Raw genomic sequence first — 15,208 nt, forward strand, 5'->3', positions numbered from 1 at the left:
GATGGATACCAAAACAGTGACCGATCATCTCTATTACCCCGTCAGCGCGCTCAAGATGGAACGAGGTGAAGGTGTCTATCTGTACGACTCCGACGGCAGGCAGTACCTCGACTGCGCCTCGGCCACGTTCAACCTCAGCCTTGGGTACTCCCACCCGGCCGTGATCGCGGCGATGAAGGACCAGCTCGACAAGGTGGTCCATCTCACGTCCTCGTACCAGAGCGACCCGGTCAACGGACTCGTGCAGCGGCTTGTGGAGACCTCGCCGGCCAATCTGACCCGGGTCCACCCCAAGGTCTCCGGCGGGTCGTCCGCCAACGAGGGCGCCATCAAGATGGCGCAGCACGCCACCGGAAAGACCGAGGTCATCACGCTGTTCCGCAGCCACGTGGGACAGACGATGATGATGGCATCGATGTCAGGCAACGCGTTCCGGCGCGAGCCCTTCCCGCTTCTTCCGGGCAGCATGCAGGTTCCCGACCCGTACTGCTTCCGTTGCTTCTACGGGCAGCAGAAGGAAACGTGCGGCCTGATGTGCGTCGACCGCATGGACGACTTCATCGAGTACGCGAGCAGCGGCCGGGTCGCGGCCGTCCTGATCGAGCCGATCTCCGGAAACGGTGGAAACATCGTGCCCCCGGACGGATACATGCAGAGGCTCCGGGCCTTCTGCGACGAGCAGGATATCGCTCTCATCTTCGACGAAATCCAGACAGGCATTGGCCGCACCGGCCACATGTTCGCGGCCCAGCATTTCGATGTCGAGCCGGACGCCATCACCACGGCGAAGGGTCTCGGTGGTTCCGGCGCGCAGGTGGCCGCGATTCTCACGAACGACCGCCTTTCCGGACTTCCCGCGCATCACCACTCGTTCACCTACGGCTCCAACCTGCTTGCCGCCGCCGCCGCGAACGTCACTCTCGATATCGTCCGGCAGCCCGCATTCCTTGCGAATGTCAGGAACACTGGTGATTACATTCTGGAGCGGCTGCGCCATATGCAGCTGCGCTACCCGGCCATCGGCGATGTCCGCGGTGTCGGTCTGATGATCGGCTTCGAGATGTGTGAGCCCGACGGCAAGCCGGCCGTCAAGCTCACCAACCACCTGGCGAGCGCGGCCATGGAGCACGGCCTGATCCTGCGCACCTCGCGCTACGGCTACGGAAACGTTCTGAAGATCCGTCCTCCGCTGATCCTGACGATGGATCAGGCGCAGGAGATATGCGACAAGCTGGAGAATCTGTTCATGGCGGAGCTGGCCCAGTGAAGAAGCTGCTCAAGGGTCTCGGTGAACACGTCCGCGCCGAGCTGCTGGCCTACGGCCAGCGGGGCCTGGCCCGCCAGGTGCACGGTGACTCCCCGGGCGGCGATGCCCAGTTCGACGTCGACGAGGTGGCCGAGAAGGCCGTCCTGGACTATCTGCGCGACCACGCCGAGGTGCCAGTCGCCGTCTATACCGAGGATGGCGCCTTCGTCGAACTCGCCCCCGACCCGCAGTACCTGCTGGTCGTCGACCCCATCGACGGCACCCGCCCCACCTCGGCCGGCCTGGAGATGGGCATTGTCTCCATCGCGGCCGCCCCCTACGGCGACGGGAAGCCGACCCTCGCCGACGTCACAGCCGCCTGCCTGCTGGAGATCAAGAGCGGCGCCTGGATCTACGGTGACGACACGGAGGGTCTCTCCAGCGGCGGCCACCCCACCGCCGTACCGCGGCTGAGCCGGACCACGGACCTCGCGAAGATGTTCTGGTCCATCGAGTTCAACGGCCACCCCATGCACCTGATGGAAGCGGCCTACTCCCACCTCGTGGACCAGTCGGCCAACACCGGCGGCGTGTTCGTCTTCAACAGCGCCAGCTTCTCCATCTCCCGCATCATCACCGGCCAGCTCGACGCTTACGTCGACATCGGCAACCGGATCCTGCGCGACCACCCCGACACCGAGGCCGAGTTCCTGCGCGTCGGACGCGGCTCGATCCTGCACCTGTTCCCGTACGACATCGCCGCGGCGGTCTACCTCGCCCGGCAGGCCGGTGTCGTGATCACCGACGCCTACGGCGACGACCTGGGGCCGACCTCGCTGGTCGACCTCCGGCCGCTCAACCAGAAATCGTGCATCGCCGCGGCGACGCCCGAACTGCACAAGCAACTGCTCGACTCCATCCGCTGGGAACTGGGCCGTGGCGCGGCCGCCGAGGGGGACGCATGAAGGCGCTCACGCTGACCGAGGACCGCTCTTTGGAGCTGGTCGACCGGCCAAGGCCAGAACCGCGCGAGGCGACCGACGTCGTCATCCGCATCGTCCAGAGCGGTATCTGCGGCACCGACCGCAGTGTGCTCGTCGGCAAGTTCCCCGCCGAGCCGGGGGTCGTGATGGGACACGAGGCCGTCGGTGTCGTCGAGGCCACGGGCCCCGGCGTGACCCGCTTCGCACCCGGTGACCGGATCATCGTCAACCCGACCCTGTACTGCGGTAGCTGCGCCACCTGCCTTGAGGGGCACTGGAACTTCTGCAGCAACAAGGCCGGAACCGAGGTCGGGCTCGACTACGACGGCTCCTTCGCCGAGTTCATGCGCCTGCCCGAGCTGTTCTGCCACGCGATTCCCGACGGGATGAGCTTCGACCGGGCGGTCGTCGTCGAACCGCTCGCCTGCGCCCTCAACAACATCGAGGCCGGCCGGCTGCAGCCCGGCGAGATCGCGGTGATCGTCGGTGGCGGGCCGATGGGCGCCGTCACCGCCATGGCCGCCGCCCGCTACGGCGCCCGGGTCCTGGTCGTCGAGCCCGACCCGGTCCGCCAGTCACTCGACCGGGAGATCTTCGCCGCCCCCGAGTTCGAGGGCCGGATCAGCGTCCACGCCCCGGACGACGTGGAGCTCACCCACCGCGCGCACCTGGTCGTCGACTCCGTGGGCAACCTCCTCGAGCAGAGCCTCGGTTACGCCGTCCAGCGCGGCCGGGTCGTCGTCATGGGATTCAACAGCAACGCCACCGCGGCCGTGCGCCCGCTGGAGATCCTCCAGCGCGGACTGCAGATCATCGGTGCCGGCGACTACAACAGCATGATCTTCCCCAAGGCAGTGGAGCTGGCCCGCTCAATCCCGCTGGAACGGCTGATCACCCACCGCTTCCCGCTGGAAGATCACGCCGAGGCCTTCAAGGCCCTCGCCGCCGTACCTGGCGCCGACTACGCCGCCCTGAAGGTCGTCCTCGTCCCGGACCACGACGGGAGCACCTCGTGAACACCCGGTTGAACACGGCCCTGATACCCGGCACCGACCGCCCCGTCGTCATCGGCGAGTACCCCTACTACCGGGCCGACCCGGGCAACTGGGGCGGGAACCTGAGGGAGTTGCGGTCCCTTGGCGTCGACGTCGTCTCGTTCTACCTGCCCTGGCGGTTCCACGAGACGGGTGACGGCGAACAGCGCGCGTTCGACTTCCACGGCAAGACCGACCCCCAGCGCGACGTCGTCGGGCTGATCGGCCTCGCCGCCGAGGCCGGTCTGGCCGTCCTGGTCAAGCCCGGCCCCTTCATCCACGCGGAAGTACAGCTCGGCGGGCTCCCCGACCGGTTGTGCGGCCCGGGCCACACGCCCTACCGGGGGCTGAACGGCGACCTGCTCACCTCCCAGGCCAAGCCGTTGCCCAGCCTCCACGACCCGGCCGTCAAGGAGGAGGTCGCCGCCTGGCTGCAGGCGGTGGCCGAGCAGGTCGTGTCCCCCACGGCCGCCCCCCGGGGTCCCGTCGTCGCGCTCCAGCTCGGCAACGAGGGCATGTCCGGCGACGTGCACATCGCCATCGACGCCCAGGACGCCTCCCCGGCGGCCCGCGAGGAGTTCGCCCGCTGGCTGTCCGCCCGCGGACTGGCCGACGAGGCCGCGCGCACCGGCGACGACCTCGCCGACTGGCCCAGTGGACTGCGGCTGTTGTGGGCGCGCTGGTCCGGCGAGGCCATCGCCGGCCTGTGGGACTGGATCTCCGACCTGTTCCCCGCGGGCCCCGCCCGTGTGGCCAACGTACCCCTGGCCCGCGCCACGGGACCGGACGCCACCATCGACGCCTGGGCCGCCCGCCACCGCGCCCTCAAGGGCTCCCGGCACCTGATCGGCCACACCGAGTGGGTGGGCAACCCGGCGCAGAGCCCGGAGGCCTTCGCCACGCACCTCGGCGAGATCCTGCTCGGCGACACCGATGTGCTCGAGGCCAACTGGGGCTTCACCTGGGACGACGACACCTTCGCCGGTCCGCGCACGCCTCTGTTCAACGCCCTGCTGGCCCTGACGCTCGGATCCACCACCGTCAGCGTCTACACCGCCTGCGCGGCGGGCACCTGGGGCGAGCTGATCGACATGGACCCGGACGGGCTGCGCTCCGAAGGCGTCGACCCCGCCCTGCACGCCCCGCCGTACTGCCCCGGAGCGCCCCTCACGGAGGCCGGCGACCACAACCCGACCAGCGAGAGCCTGCGACTGCTCGCCCGGTTCCTGGAACGCCATGGCGCCGCCCTGGCCGGCAGCCGACTCGACCGCGACGCGGACCTGCTCGTCGACCGCGCCCTGGCGGAGGCGGGCGCGTGGCAGCGGGAGGGCAGGACCGTCCTTCGGGAACTCACCGAGGCCGTCCACGAACAGCTACGCGACACCCACTGTCTGGTCGGCCTGCGCTGGCTCGACGAGGTCCCGCAGCGGACCGCCCAGGACGCCGCCGAAACTCTCGGTGTGCTCCGCGCGGGCCACCCCGGCGCGAGCACCGCACCCGGCGAACTCACGGTCGCCGCGGGCGTCGCCGCCCACGGCGCCGTCGCCGGCTTCGTCGCCGGGCTGGTCACGGACGCCCCCCGCTGGACGTCCGCCCACCGGCGGGCCGTTGCCATCACCCGGACGGCCCCCGACGGCACGCGCTTCATCGGCGTCTTCAACCCCACCGGCGCGGACGACCGGGTCACCGGCGCCGACGGCGACTGGGCCGTCGAGCTGCCCGCGGGGACCGCGGCGCTGGCCGTCTCCCAGGGCGACACACTCCTGGGCTGGCTGGCGACGCCCACGGCACCCGCCACCGCCGCCGTCACCCTGAGCTGGGGCGGCGAGCAGGCCGACGCGCTGCGCGTGACGGCCTCCTGAGAACGCGGGCGGCGGGGGAGCGCACCTGACCTCGCTCTCCCGCCGCCCGCCCGTGGATCAACGAACACGCCCGAACCCGCTTCGAGCCCAGGTGTCGCCTTGTCCCAGAACCACGACGTCGCATCCGCCACGGCCACCACCCTGTTCCGCCCAGCGGGCCGCGACACCCTCGCCACCCTCTCCGACCTCATCGAACAGGAGCATCCGATCTTCGCGATGCCCTCCTGGTTCGTGACCGTCGACTCCGCCCACGTGGGCCACCTCGTCAGCGAGTTCCTGCGCGAACTCGGTGAGCCCGAGAAGCCCGCCGCCTACCGCTGCTTCTTCGCCAACTCGCGGTACGAGGCCCTCCACGGAGCGGTCAAACTGCTGCGCCACCGCGCGGCCGGTTCCGGGGCCGGGCACCGCGGACGCGTACTCGTGCTCGACCCCGACGGCACCCTCACCCGCCGCGCCGACCCGCTCGGCGATGGTCCCGAACGAGCGCTCGCCCCCGGGCTCCACAGCCACCCCACCATCGCCGCCCTGCGCACGGCGGCCGCCGGTGCCGACCACTGTGCCCTGGTGTTGCGCGGCACGGAGCGACTCGGCGCGGACGACCTGGCCGATCTGGCCGCGCTCGTCCGCGACCTCCGGGGCCGCGGCACGCGCATCGCCCTGGACCTGTCGGACGTCGACCCGCTGGCCCCGCCGTCCGACACCGTTCGCGCCCTGCGGCCCGACCTCTTCGTCCTCGGCGAGTCGCTCACCGGCTACGAGGTGCCCTTCGGCGCCTTCGCGGGCAGCCCCGACCTGTTCGCGCCCTGGTCAACCCCCTCGACCGGATTCCTGCACTCCAACACCTACGGGGGCAACACCGTCGCCATGCGCGCGGTCAAGGCCCGGTTGCTGGGCCGCTGGCACGAAGGGCACCCCGTGCACCGCGTCCTGGCGGCCACCGCCCGCGACTGGCAGCGCACCCTCGATCTGTACGCCCGGCACGTCAACCCGATGACCGTCCGGATGCACCGGAAGCTGCGCGGCGCCCTCCACGTCGTACGCGCCAAGGGCTCGCGGCTCACCGTTCAGCTGGACTCGGGCCGCCACCTGGATCTCGTCGACGGGCTGTGCGGGGCGGGTCTCGGAGTGGGCGGCCACAATCCCGTCGACGCGCTCACCGACGTCGTCCGCAGACACGACACGGAGCGCGACTACGTCGCCGAACTCCAGCGCGTCCTGGCCCGGGACACCGGGCTGCCCCATACCTTTCCCGCCGTCAGTGGCGCCTCCGCGGTGGAGAGCGCGCTCATCCTGGCCCGGCTGGCCCGCCCCGAGCGGCGCCGGATCGTGGTCTTCAAGCACAACTACGGCGGCAAGACCCTGGTGTCCCTGCTGGCCACCGCGGCCGAGCGGACCCGGGCCCCGTTCGGGCCGCTGTACGAGGACATCCGCTACATCGACCCGTACACGCCGCACGCCGCCGAGGAGTTCCGCAAGGAGGCCGCCACCGGAGAGGTCGGCCTGGTCTGGATCGAACTTGTCCACGGCAGCTCCGATTCCTACGCGCCCATCCCCTCCCCGCTGCTCGAGACCGTCTCCGAGGGCCGCGAGCGGCATGGGTACCTGGTCGGCGTCGACGAGGTCCTCACCTCGTACTACCGCTGCGGCACCCGATTCGCTCACCAGGGCAGGCTGCCCGAGATCGACCTGATGAGCCTGTCGAAGGCGCTCAGCTACGGCTGCTTCCCCACCGGGGCCGCCCTGGTGTCCGACGCCGTCCACGAGGCCGCCCGCCGCGCCAGCCCGCAGCTCGTCGAGGAGCTGCGCACCGAGCACGCCCACCAGCTCGGCGCCCACTTCTCGCTGCAGGCCGTCGCCCAGGTCGACGCGCTGCACCTGGACCGACGGGTGGCGGCCCTGTCCGCCCTGGTGGACGAGGGGATCGCCGCCATGGACACCGGCCCCGCCGGCGTCGTCGGGCGCCGCTTCGCCGAGGGCCTGCTGGGCCGCTTCGAGCCCCGCGTGCCCGGACCGCTGCGCCGCATCATCGAGCCCGAGGGCGAGTGGATGACCTTCGCCCTGATGATCTGGTGGATCACCCGGGCCAGGGCCTTCGTCGTCTACGACGTCTTCCTGCTGCCGCTCGTCGCCACCGAGGACGAGATCCGCCAGGTGATGCGCGCGGCCCGGGAACTCTCGCGCACCTCCCCGTACCGCCTCCTCGCCCAGGTGGGCCTCTTCCACCTCAAAGAGCGGGCACGCGCCCTCGTGCGCACCCCGACCACCGCAAGGAGCACCGCATGAGCCAGCAGAACGTCGACGTCGTCCGCCGCTTCTTCCAGCTCTTCGACGAGGGACGGCTGGCGGACATCGAGGCCCTCCTCACCGACGACTTCGAGTGGGTCTACCACGGCCCCAAGTCCCTGCCCTGGGCGGGCACCTACCGGGGCGTCGAGGGATTCCGGCAGTTCTTCGTCATCGTCCGTGACCTGATCCAGGTGCAGGAGTGCGTGCCGTACGACTACCTGGACGCGGGTGACCGGGTCGTCGTCCTGGGCGTCAGCCGGACCCGGGTGCTGGCCAACGACCGACGCTACGAAGCCCAGTGGATGAACGTCTTCACCGTGCGCGACGGTCTGATCTCCCGCTACCTGGACCTCTACGACACCGCCAGCGTGGTCGAGGCCCTCGGCCGGGAGCACTGAGGCAGAGCACATGAACGCAGCCATGGCCCACACCCTCGGCGACGCCTTCGCCGACGTCGTACGCACTCGCCCCGAGCACACCGCGCTCGTCCACGGTGACCTGCGCCTGACGTACCGCCACCTGGCCGGCTGGGCCGCGTCCGTCGCGGCCCGGCTCGGGCGTGTCGGAGCGGCCGGCGAACCGGTCGGCATCCGCGCTCCGCGGTCCGCGGGGACTGTCGCCACGGTCCTCGGCGCGGTCCTCGCCGGATGCGCCTATGTGCCTCTGGACCCGGACGCGCCCGATGCTCGGCTGTGCGGCCTGGTGGAGGACTTCGGGCTGCGCACCCTGTGGGTGGCGCACACCGAGGCCGACCGGCTGCGCACGCTGCTGCCGGGGGTGCGGATCCTGACCGTCGACGAGGAGCTGCCCGCACCGGAACCGCTCGCCGTCGCGCCGGGCGGCCCGGACACGCTCGCCTATGTCATCGCCACCTCGGGCACCACGGGGCGGCCCAAGGGCGTGCAGGTGGAACACTGCAGCGTCCTGTCGCTCGCCCGGGCCCCGGAGGCGGGGTTCCGGCCCGACGACACGGTGCTCCAGCTCGCCCCCCTCCATGTGGACCCGTCGGTCTTCGAGATCTGGGGCGCCCTGCTGAACGGGGCCACACTCGTCCTGCCCGAAGCCGCCCGGCCCGGCGTCCACGAGATCGGCCGGGAGGTACGGCGGCACGGCGTGACCGTGCTGCGGCTCGCCGCACCGATGTTCGGACTCGCCATGGAGTACATCACCGACGCACTGTGCGGACTGCGGCTGTGCGTGTCGGGTGGTGACCGTGCCTCGGCCGACGCCGTGCGCGCGGCACTGCGCGAGCTCCCCGGCTGCCGGGTCGTCAACGGCTACGGGCCCACGGAGACCACCGTCTACGCCTGCTGGCTGGTGCTCGACGCGGAAAACCCCTACGCCGACGACTGGCCGGACGTGCCGATCGGCCGTCCCTTCGCCGACGCCACCGTCCACGTGGTCGGCCGCGACCGGCACCCCGTCGCCCCCGGCGAGGAGGGCGAACTCTGCGTCGGCGGGCCGGGCGTGGCCCGCGGCTACCTCGGCCGGCCCGACCTCACCGCCGATCGCTTCATCCCCGAGCCCGGCCGTCCCGGCCGCACCGCCTACCTCACCGGCGACCGGGTCCGCCTGCTGCCGGACGGCAACCTCGCCTTCCTCGGCCGCACCGACGACCAGGTGAAGATCCGGGGCCACCGGGTGGAACCGGCCGAGACGGAACGGGCCCTGCTCGGCCTTCCCGCGGTCCGCGCGGCCGCCGTGGTGGCCCACGGCACCGGCGAACGGCGCAGGCTCGCGGCGTTCGTCGTCCTGCGGGAACCCGCCACCGAGGCGGACCTCGTCGCCCACGTGGCGTCACTCCTGCCGTCGCCGCAGGTCCCGGCCACCGTCACGCTGCTCGCACAGCTGCCGGTCACCCCGAACGGCAAGACCGACCGCCCCGCCCTCGCTCGACTGGCCGGGCGGACGTACGGCACGGCCGGGCGCGACCTCCCGGACACGCCCGTCGAACGCCTCGTAGCGGACCTGTGGCAGGACGCGCTCGGCGCCCCGGTCGGCTCCGACACCGACTTCCTCACCGCGGGTGGCGACTCGCTCACCGCCATGGTCGTACTGGCTCGCCTGGAGAGCGCCACCGGCGTGGCCCTGTCGGTCGGGGACCTGTTCCGGGCGGCCACGGTGCGCGGGCTCGCCGCACTCCTCGACGCCGCCGCTGCCGACCGGACCGGAACGGCACCCCCCGCGGAGCGGCACCCCGACTGCGCCGGCACGGCACCTGCCGCCGAGCGGCAGCGGGACACGCCCGCCCGGGTTCCGCTGCTGCCCGGGCAGGAGGGCATCTGGTTCGAGCAGCAGGTCGCGCCGGGGCAGCGGTACGTCATCTCCCGCACCTTCCTGGTGCGGGGGCAGGTCGACGTACTCCGGCTGCGCCGCGCGCTCACCCGGCTCGGGCAGCGGCAGACGGCCCTGCGCACCGTCGTACGGCAGGACGCCGGCGGCTGGTGGCAGGCACCGGACGCGGATCCCGGCGCTGCCGTTGACCACCATGACATGACCCGGATGCCGCCGGCGGAGCGGCATCACCGGATCCGCGCGCTCGTCGCCGCCCGGGCGGCGGCCGACGACGCGTCCCCGCTCGTGCGCACCCTGGTCGTCACCCTCGACGGGTCCGCCACCGTCGTGCACTTCGACATCCACCACGTCATCGCCGACGACTGGTCCCTCGACCTCTTCTTCACCGAGCTGTCGGCTCTCTACGACGACCCGGACGCGCACCTTGCGCCGCTGCGGCTGACGTTCGCCGACCACGTACGCGAGACCCTGGACCGGCTTCCGGAACGCCGGCACGCCGCGCTGGACTTCTGGCGCGACGCCCTGCAAGGCGGCGCGGCCGCCCCCGACCTGGTCACCGATCATCCCCGGCCGGCCGTACTCAGCGGGGCCGGTGACCGGGTCACGCTGCGCATCGACGCCGCCGAGAGCGCCCGGTACGCCGAGGCCGCCCGCCGTCACGGCATCAGCCGCTTCATGTTCTGCCTGGCCGGTGTGTACACGGTGCTCGCCACCCACGCCGAACGCGACACGCTGTGCCTCGGCAGCCTGACGACGGGCCGCGGGCGGGCCGGCACCGAGGACCTCGTCGGCTACTTCGTCAACCTGCTGCCGATCCGGGTCGAGGCCACCGCGGACACACCGGTCACCACCCTGTTCCGGCGGGTCCGGGAGAGCTGTGCCGCCGCGCACGCCCACCAGCACGTACCGTTCCAGACGGTGTGCCGGGAACTCGGCGCCGCGGGTGTCTCACGCGGGACCAGCCCCTTCCGCGCGGTCGTCAACCACCGGCAGCACCCGCCCCGCCCGCTCCGGCTGGGCGACGCGTCTGGCGAGCCCTGGGCGCCGGCCGAGGACGAAACCGCCAAGTTCGAGCTGACCTTCACCTTCCGGGAGTCGCCGCAGGGTCTCGCGCTCCAGGTGGAGTTCAGCACCGACCTCTACCGCCGGGACAGCGTCGAGCGGCTCGCCGGCCAGCTCGTCGCCGTGCTGGGCCGGCTCGCCGAAGCCGGTCCCGGCACCGTTGTGCGCGACATCGAGCTGCTCGAACCCGGTGAGCGGGGACGGCTTCTGGCCGCCCCGGAGAGCGAGCGGCCGCCGGGCCGCCCGGCCGCCACCCTGACCTCGTTGTTCGCCCGCACGGCCGCCGGCCATCCCGGCAAGACTGCCGTGGTCGGAGAGGACACCGCCCTCACCTACCGTGAACTCGACCGGCTCTCCGACGACGTGGCCGCCCGGCTCCTCGCCCACGGGGCGCGGCCTGGTGAGCGCGTCGCCCTGTGCCTGGAGCGCAACCCCCTGCTGATCGTGGCCGTCCTCGGCGTGCTCAAGACCGGCGCGGCCTACGTCCCGCTCGATCCGGCCTATCCGGCCGAGCGGCTGCGGTACGTTCTCGCCGACGCCCGGGCCCGGATGGTGGTGACCGCCAAGGACCTCTCCGACCGGCTTTTCCGCCCCGGCCAGGAAACCGACGGTCTGCTGCCGGTCCTGGACATCGACCGGCTCGTGCGCCCCTCGGACGAGACGCCGCCCGCGCGAGAGGCGGCCCGCGGCGCCGACCCCGCCTACATCATCTACACCTCCGGCAGCACCGGGCGGCCGCGCGGCGTCGTCGTCTCCCACCGCTCGGCCGTCAACACCCTGCAGGCCAGTCTGGCCCGCCACCCGTTCACGCCGGACGACGTCTGGCTGCAGCTCACCTCGCCCGGCTTCGACGTGGCGGTCTACGAGCAGTTCATGCCCCTCGTCTCCGGCGGCACACTGGTGTACTGCGGTGACGCCACCCGCGGTGACGCCGCCGCACTCACCCGGGCACTGCGCGACAACGGGGTGAGCGTGATAGTCATGGTCCCCTCGCTGCTCCGCGCGCTGGGCCGCCCCGACCTGGCCTCGGTACGGGTGCTGGTCGTGGCCGGCGAACCCGCCGACCCGCACGACACCCGCCATTACGCCCGAAGCCGCGTCGTCATCAACGGCTACGGCCCCACCGAGGCGGCGATCCTCGCCACCACCCACGAGGCCCGCCCAAACGAGGACCACGGCAGGATCCCCATCGGCCGGGCGCTGGCGGGAACCACCACGCATGTGATCGACCGCCACGGCCGGCTCGCCGCCACGGGCGTTCCCGGGGAACTCTGGCTCGGCGGCGCGGGAGTCGCCATCGGCTACTGGGACAACCCCGAACGCACTGGCGATCTGTTCACCACGCTGCCCGTCCTCGGCGATCGGCGCCTGTACCGCACCGGGGACCGGGTGCGCCGGTTGCCCGACGGGACCCTGGACTACCTGGGCCGGCTCGACGGGCAGATCAAACTGCGCGGCTTCCGGATCGAACTCGGTGAGATCGAGGCGACGCTGACTGGCCACGAGCGGATCGGCGAGGCCGTCTCGGTGCTGGTCGGCGAGGGACCCGACGCCGACCTCGGCGTCGCGTACGTGGGCACCGCCGACGAGCAGGAGGCGCGCGCCCATCTCGTCCGCCACCTGCCCGCCCACATGGTGCCAAGGCTCATCGTCCCGGTCAGGCACATCCCCACCAGCAGCCATGGCAAGGCCGACCGGACCGCGCTGGCCACCCGCCTCGCGGCCCACGCGCGCAACCACGGCCCAGCCGAGGAGACCGGACACGCCGCGAGCCCGCTGGAGCAGGGGCTGCTGGCCCTGTGGCGGCAGGTCCTCGGCAGTGGCCCGTCCATCGGGCTGTCGGACGACTTCTTCGCGCTCGGCGGGCACTCGCTGCGCGTCATCCGGCTGCTCGGTGAGATCGAGCGACAGTATGAAATGCGCATATCCGTGCGGGATTTCCTCGCCGAGCCGACGGTCAGGGCCACCGCGCGCAGGCTCGCCCGCGCCGACGCCGGCACCGAAACGGCCACCGTGCGCCCCGAGGACGTCGTGCTCGATGCCGGCATCACCTTCGCCAGACCCGCCGCCGCCCCGCGCCGTACGGACTCCGTCCTGCTCACCGGTGCCACCGGGTTCATCGGCATCCACGTCCTGCGCGAGCTGCTGGACCGTACCAGGGGACCGGTGCTATGCCTCGTACGTGCCGCGACGCCCGAAGCGGCCCGCGCCCGGCTGGCGCAGGCGGCCCGGCGGCACGCGCTCGCCCTGGACGCCGCCGATCCCCGGATCGTGCCGCTGCCCGGCGACCTCACCCTGCCGGAGCTCGGACTGACCGCAACGGCCGGGTTGGATGCGGCGCGCGCCGCGGCCACCGTCCTGCACCTGGGCGCGGAGGTCCACCACCTCTCCGGCTACCAGCACCTCGCTGCGGCCAATGTCGGCGGAACCCAGGAGCTGCTGAGGATCGCCGCCGAGGGCCCGCCCGCCCGCTTCCACCACGTCTCCACGCTCGCCGTCCTGCATGAGGACACCCCGGACGGCCGCCCGCGCACCCTCAGCGAGTCCACTGCGGCCGAGCACGAACGCCATCCGCGCGGACGCGGCTATGCCGCGGCCAAGTGGGCGGCCGAACACCTGGTCCGCCAGGCCGTCGCCCGGGGGGCCGACGCCCGGACGTACCGGCTGGGCCGCGCGGGCGGTAGCGCGACGACCGGCGCACTCAGCCGCGACGACATGCTCACCCGGCTCCTGGTGAGTTCGGCCGCTCTCGGCTGCTATCCCGACCACCCGGGCCTCGCCTCCGACGCCCTGCCCGTCGACGTGATGGCCCGCGCACTGGTGGCGCTGGCCCTCGCCGATGCCCCGCCGGGCACGGTCCACCATCTGCACCACCCGCGCCGTACCGGGCTCGGCGTCTTCCTCGCCGGCTATGACCGGCGCACCGGCTCCCGCACCCTCCCGGTCGGTCTGCGCACCTGGCTCGAGCGGCTGGATGACGCGGTGGCCCAGGGAACCGAACTGCCCGCCCTGGCCTACCGGGAGCACCTGCGCGAGCTGTGCGACACACCTGGCCCGCCCGAACCGGCCCACTACCGCAATGAAGCCACTCTCGCCGCCCTGCGCACCCACGGCATCACCCCAACCGACTGGGACGACGCCGTGATCGACCGCTGGTGGCGGTACCTGGCCCCGACCGGAGAGACGAGCGAATGACGGAAGTGCTCTATCCCATGGCCCGCCAGTGCCCGTTCGCCCCGCCCGAGGAGGTCACCCGGCTGCGCGACCAGCCGGAGGTGCCCCGGGTCCCGATCTGGAACGGGGTCCGTCCCTGGCTGTTCACCCGCTACGAGGATGCCCGGCTGGTGCTGAGCGACCCCCGGTTCAGCGCGGACAAGAGGCGCCCCGGCTATCCGCTCTCCAGCGCCGTCGCGGCCGCCGAGACGGCTGTCGAACCGACGCTGCTCATCATGGACAACCCCGAGCACGACGCGCTGCGCCGCCTGGTGCTTGGCGAGTTCACCGTCCGGCGGGCCGAGTCCTGGCGCCCGGCGGTGCGCGGCGTCGTCGCGGGCTGCCTCGACCGCATGCTGGACGGGCCGGGCCACGCCGACCTCGTGGCCGATCTCGCGCTGCCCGTCGCCCTCTCGGTGATCTGCGAGTTCCTCGGGGTTCCCCCGGAGGACCGGGAGCTGTTTCGCTCGCTCACCCACACCATGAACGCCATCTCGGGCACCACCGAGACCGCCGCGGCGGCCCGTCAGGAACTCCAGGACTATCTCGAATCCCTCGTGGCCGTACGGGAAAAGGACCCCGGGGACGACTTCATCGGGCGCATGGTGGTCCGACATGTACGCACCGGAGCGATGAGCCGCCGCACCCTGAGCGCGATGGCCCTGCTGCTGCTCACGGCGGGGCACGACACGACGGCCAACATGATCTCGCTCGGCCTCCTCACCCTGCTGCGCCACCCTCGCCGCTTCGCCGCCCTGCGCACCCCCGGGGACCCCCGGCAACTCGCCGATACAGTGGAGGAGCTGCTGCGCCACCTCACCATCGTCCAGCGCGGCATCCGCCGGATGGCCACCGAGGACGTCGACGTCAACGGCCGCCTCGTGAAGGCGGGAGAGGGCGTCATCGCGGCGATCAACGTGGCCAACCGGGATCCCTCGCGTTTCCCCTCCGGCGAGGACTTCGACCCCGGCGCACGCGCCCACGGCCACCTCGCCTTCGGCTACGGCCCCCACCAGTGCCTGGGGCAGTCGCTGGCGAAGGTCGAACTCCAGGAGACCTACCACGCCGTTGCCCGCCGACTGCCGAACCTGCGGGTCGCGGTGCCCGTCGACGAGATCCGCTTCAAGTCGGACATGGCCGTCTACGGCGTCCATGAACTGCCCGTGACCTGGTGAATCCCGCGTCCCCGGGTCGCCCGCCCGCCCTCTTGACCGCCAAGGAGCCAAG

At 72.1% G+C, this 15,208-nt stretch carries 8 protein-coding genes; all 8 read left to right on the forward strand.

The annotated features are described in order from the left end of the window. Window position 1: 1 nt before the first annotated feature. The 8 genes from ABZ876_RS17440 (at window position 2) to ABZ876_RS17475 (ending at window position 15,156) form a co-directional block, all read left to right on the forward strand. A complete protein-coding gene (locus ABZ876_RS17440) occupies window positions 2–1,267 on the forward strand; it encodes an aspartate aminotransferase family protein (RefSeq protein WP_361781140.1) in 1,266 nt (421 codons plus the stop codon). Further along, the gene (locus ABZ876_RS17445; protein WP_361781143.1) at window positions 1,264–2,211 is read left to right on the forward strand and encodes an inositol monophosphatase family protein; all 948 of its coding nucleotides are present in this window, start codon (window positions 1,264–1,266) and stop codon (window positions 2,209–2,211) included. The genes ABZ876_RS17440 and ABZ876_RS17445 overlap by 4 nt, the downstream gene beginning before the upstream one ends. After that, on the forward strand, window positions 2,208–3,245 hold the full coding sequence (locus ABZ876_RS17450; RefSeq protein ID WP_361781146.1) for an alcohol dehydrogenase catalytic domain-containing protein: 1,038 nt from the start codon (window positions 2,208–2,210) through the stop codon (window positions 3,243–3,245). Before ABZ876_RS17445 ends, ABZ876_RS17450 begins: the two co-directional genes overlap by 4 nt. Continuing rightward, window positions 3,242–5,125, forward strand: a complete 1,884-nt coding sequence (locus ABZ876_RS17455) for a beta-galactosidase (protein WP_361781149.1) — start codon at window positions 3,242–3,244, stop codon at window positions 5,123–5,125. The genes ABZ876_RS17450 and ABZ876_RS17455 overlap by 4 nt, the downstream gene beginning before the upstream one ends. 99 nt (window positions 5,126–5,224) lie before the next feature. Then, window positions 5,225–7,408 carry an aminotransferase class III-fold pyridoxal phosphate-dependent enzyme gene (locus tag ABZ876_RS17460; RefSeq protein WP_361781152.1) on the forward strand — a complete coding sequence of 728 codons (2,184 nt, stop codon included), beginning with the start codon at window positions 5,225–5,227 and terminating at the stop codon, window positions 7,406–7,408. Further along, complete coding sequence (locus ABZ876_RS17465) at window positions 7,405–7,809, forward strand: nuclear transport factor 2 family protein (protein ID WP_361781155.1); 405 nt, start codon at window positions 7,405–7,407, stop codon at window positions 7,807–7,809. The genes ABZ876_RS17460 and ABZ876_RS17465 overlap by 4 nt, the downstream gene beginning before the upstream one ends. 10 nt (window positions 7,810–7,819) lie before the next feature. Further along, window positions 7,820–13,963: an amino acid adenylation domain-containing protein gene (locus ABZ876_RS17470; protein ID WP_361781158.1), complete on the forward strand. Its 6,144-nt coding sequence runs from the start codon at window positions 7,820–7,822 to the stop codon at window positions 13,961–13,963. After that, the gene (locus ABZ876_RS17475; RefSeq protein WP_361781161.1) at window positions 13,960–15,156 is read left to right on the forward strand and encodes a cytochrome P450; all 1,197 of its coding nucleotides are present in this window, start codon (window positions 13,960–13,962) and stop codon (window positions 15,154–15,156) included. Before ABZ876_RS17470 ends, ABZ876_RS17475 begins: the two co-directional genes overlap by 4 nt. The last annotated feature ends 52 nt before the right edge of the window (window positions 15,157–15,208 follow it).

The organism is Streptomyces sp. NPDC046931 (genome assembly GCF_040644655.1).
Taxonomy (GTDB): Bacteria; Actinomycetota; Actinomycetes; order Streptomycetales; family Streptomycetaceae; genus Streptomyces.

Bases quoted from the DNA above. Each gene is read 5' to 3' on its own strand.
- ABZ876_RS17465 (WP_361781155.1), top strand. From the start codon at position 7,405: ATGAGCCAGCAGAACGTCGACGTCGTCCGCCGCTTCTTCCAGCTCTTC.
- ABZ876_RS17475 (WP_361781161.1), top strand. From the start codon at position 13,960: ATGACGGAAGTGCTCTATCCCATGGCCCGCCAGTGCCCGTTCGCCCCG.
- ABZ876_RS17450 (WP_361781146.1), top strand. From the start codon at position 2,208: ATGAAGGCGCTCACGCTGACCGAGGACCGCTCTTTGGAGCTGGTCGAC.
- ABZ876_RS17440 (WP_361781140.1), top strand. From the start codon at position 2: ATGGATACCAAAACAGTGACCGATCATCTCTATTACCCCGTCAGCGCG.
- ABZ876_RS17470 (WP_361781158.1), top strand. From the start codon at position 7,820: ATGAACGCAGCCATGGCCCACACCCTCGGCGACGCCTTCGCCGACGTC.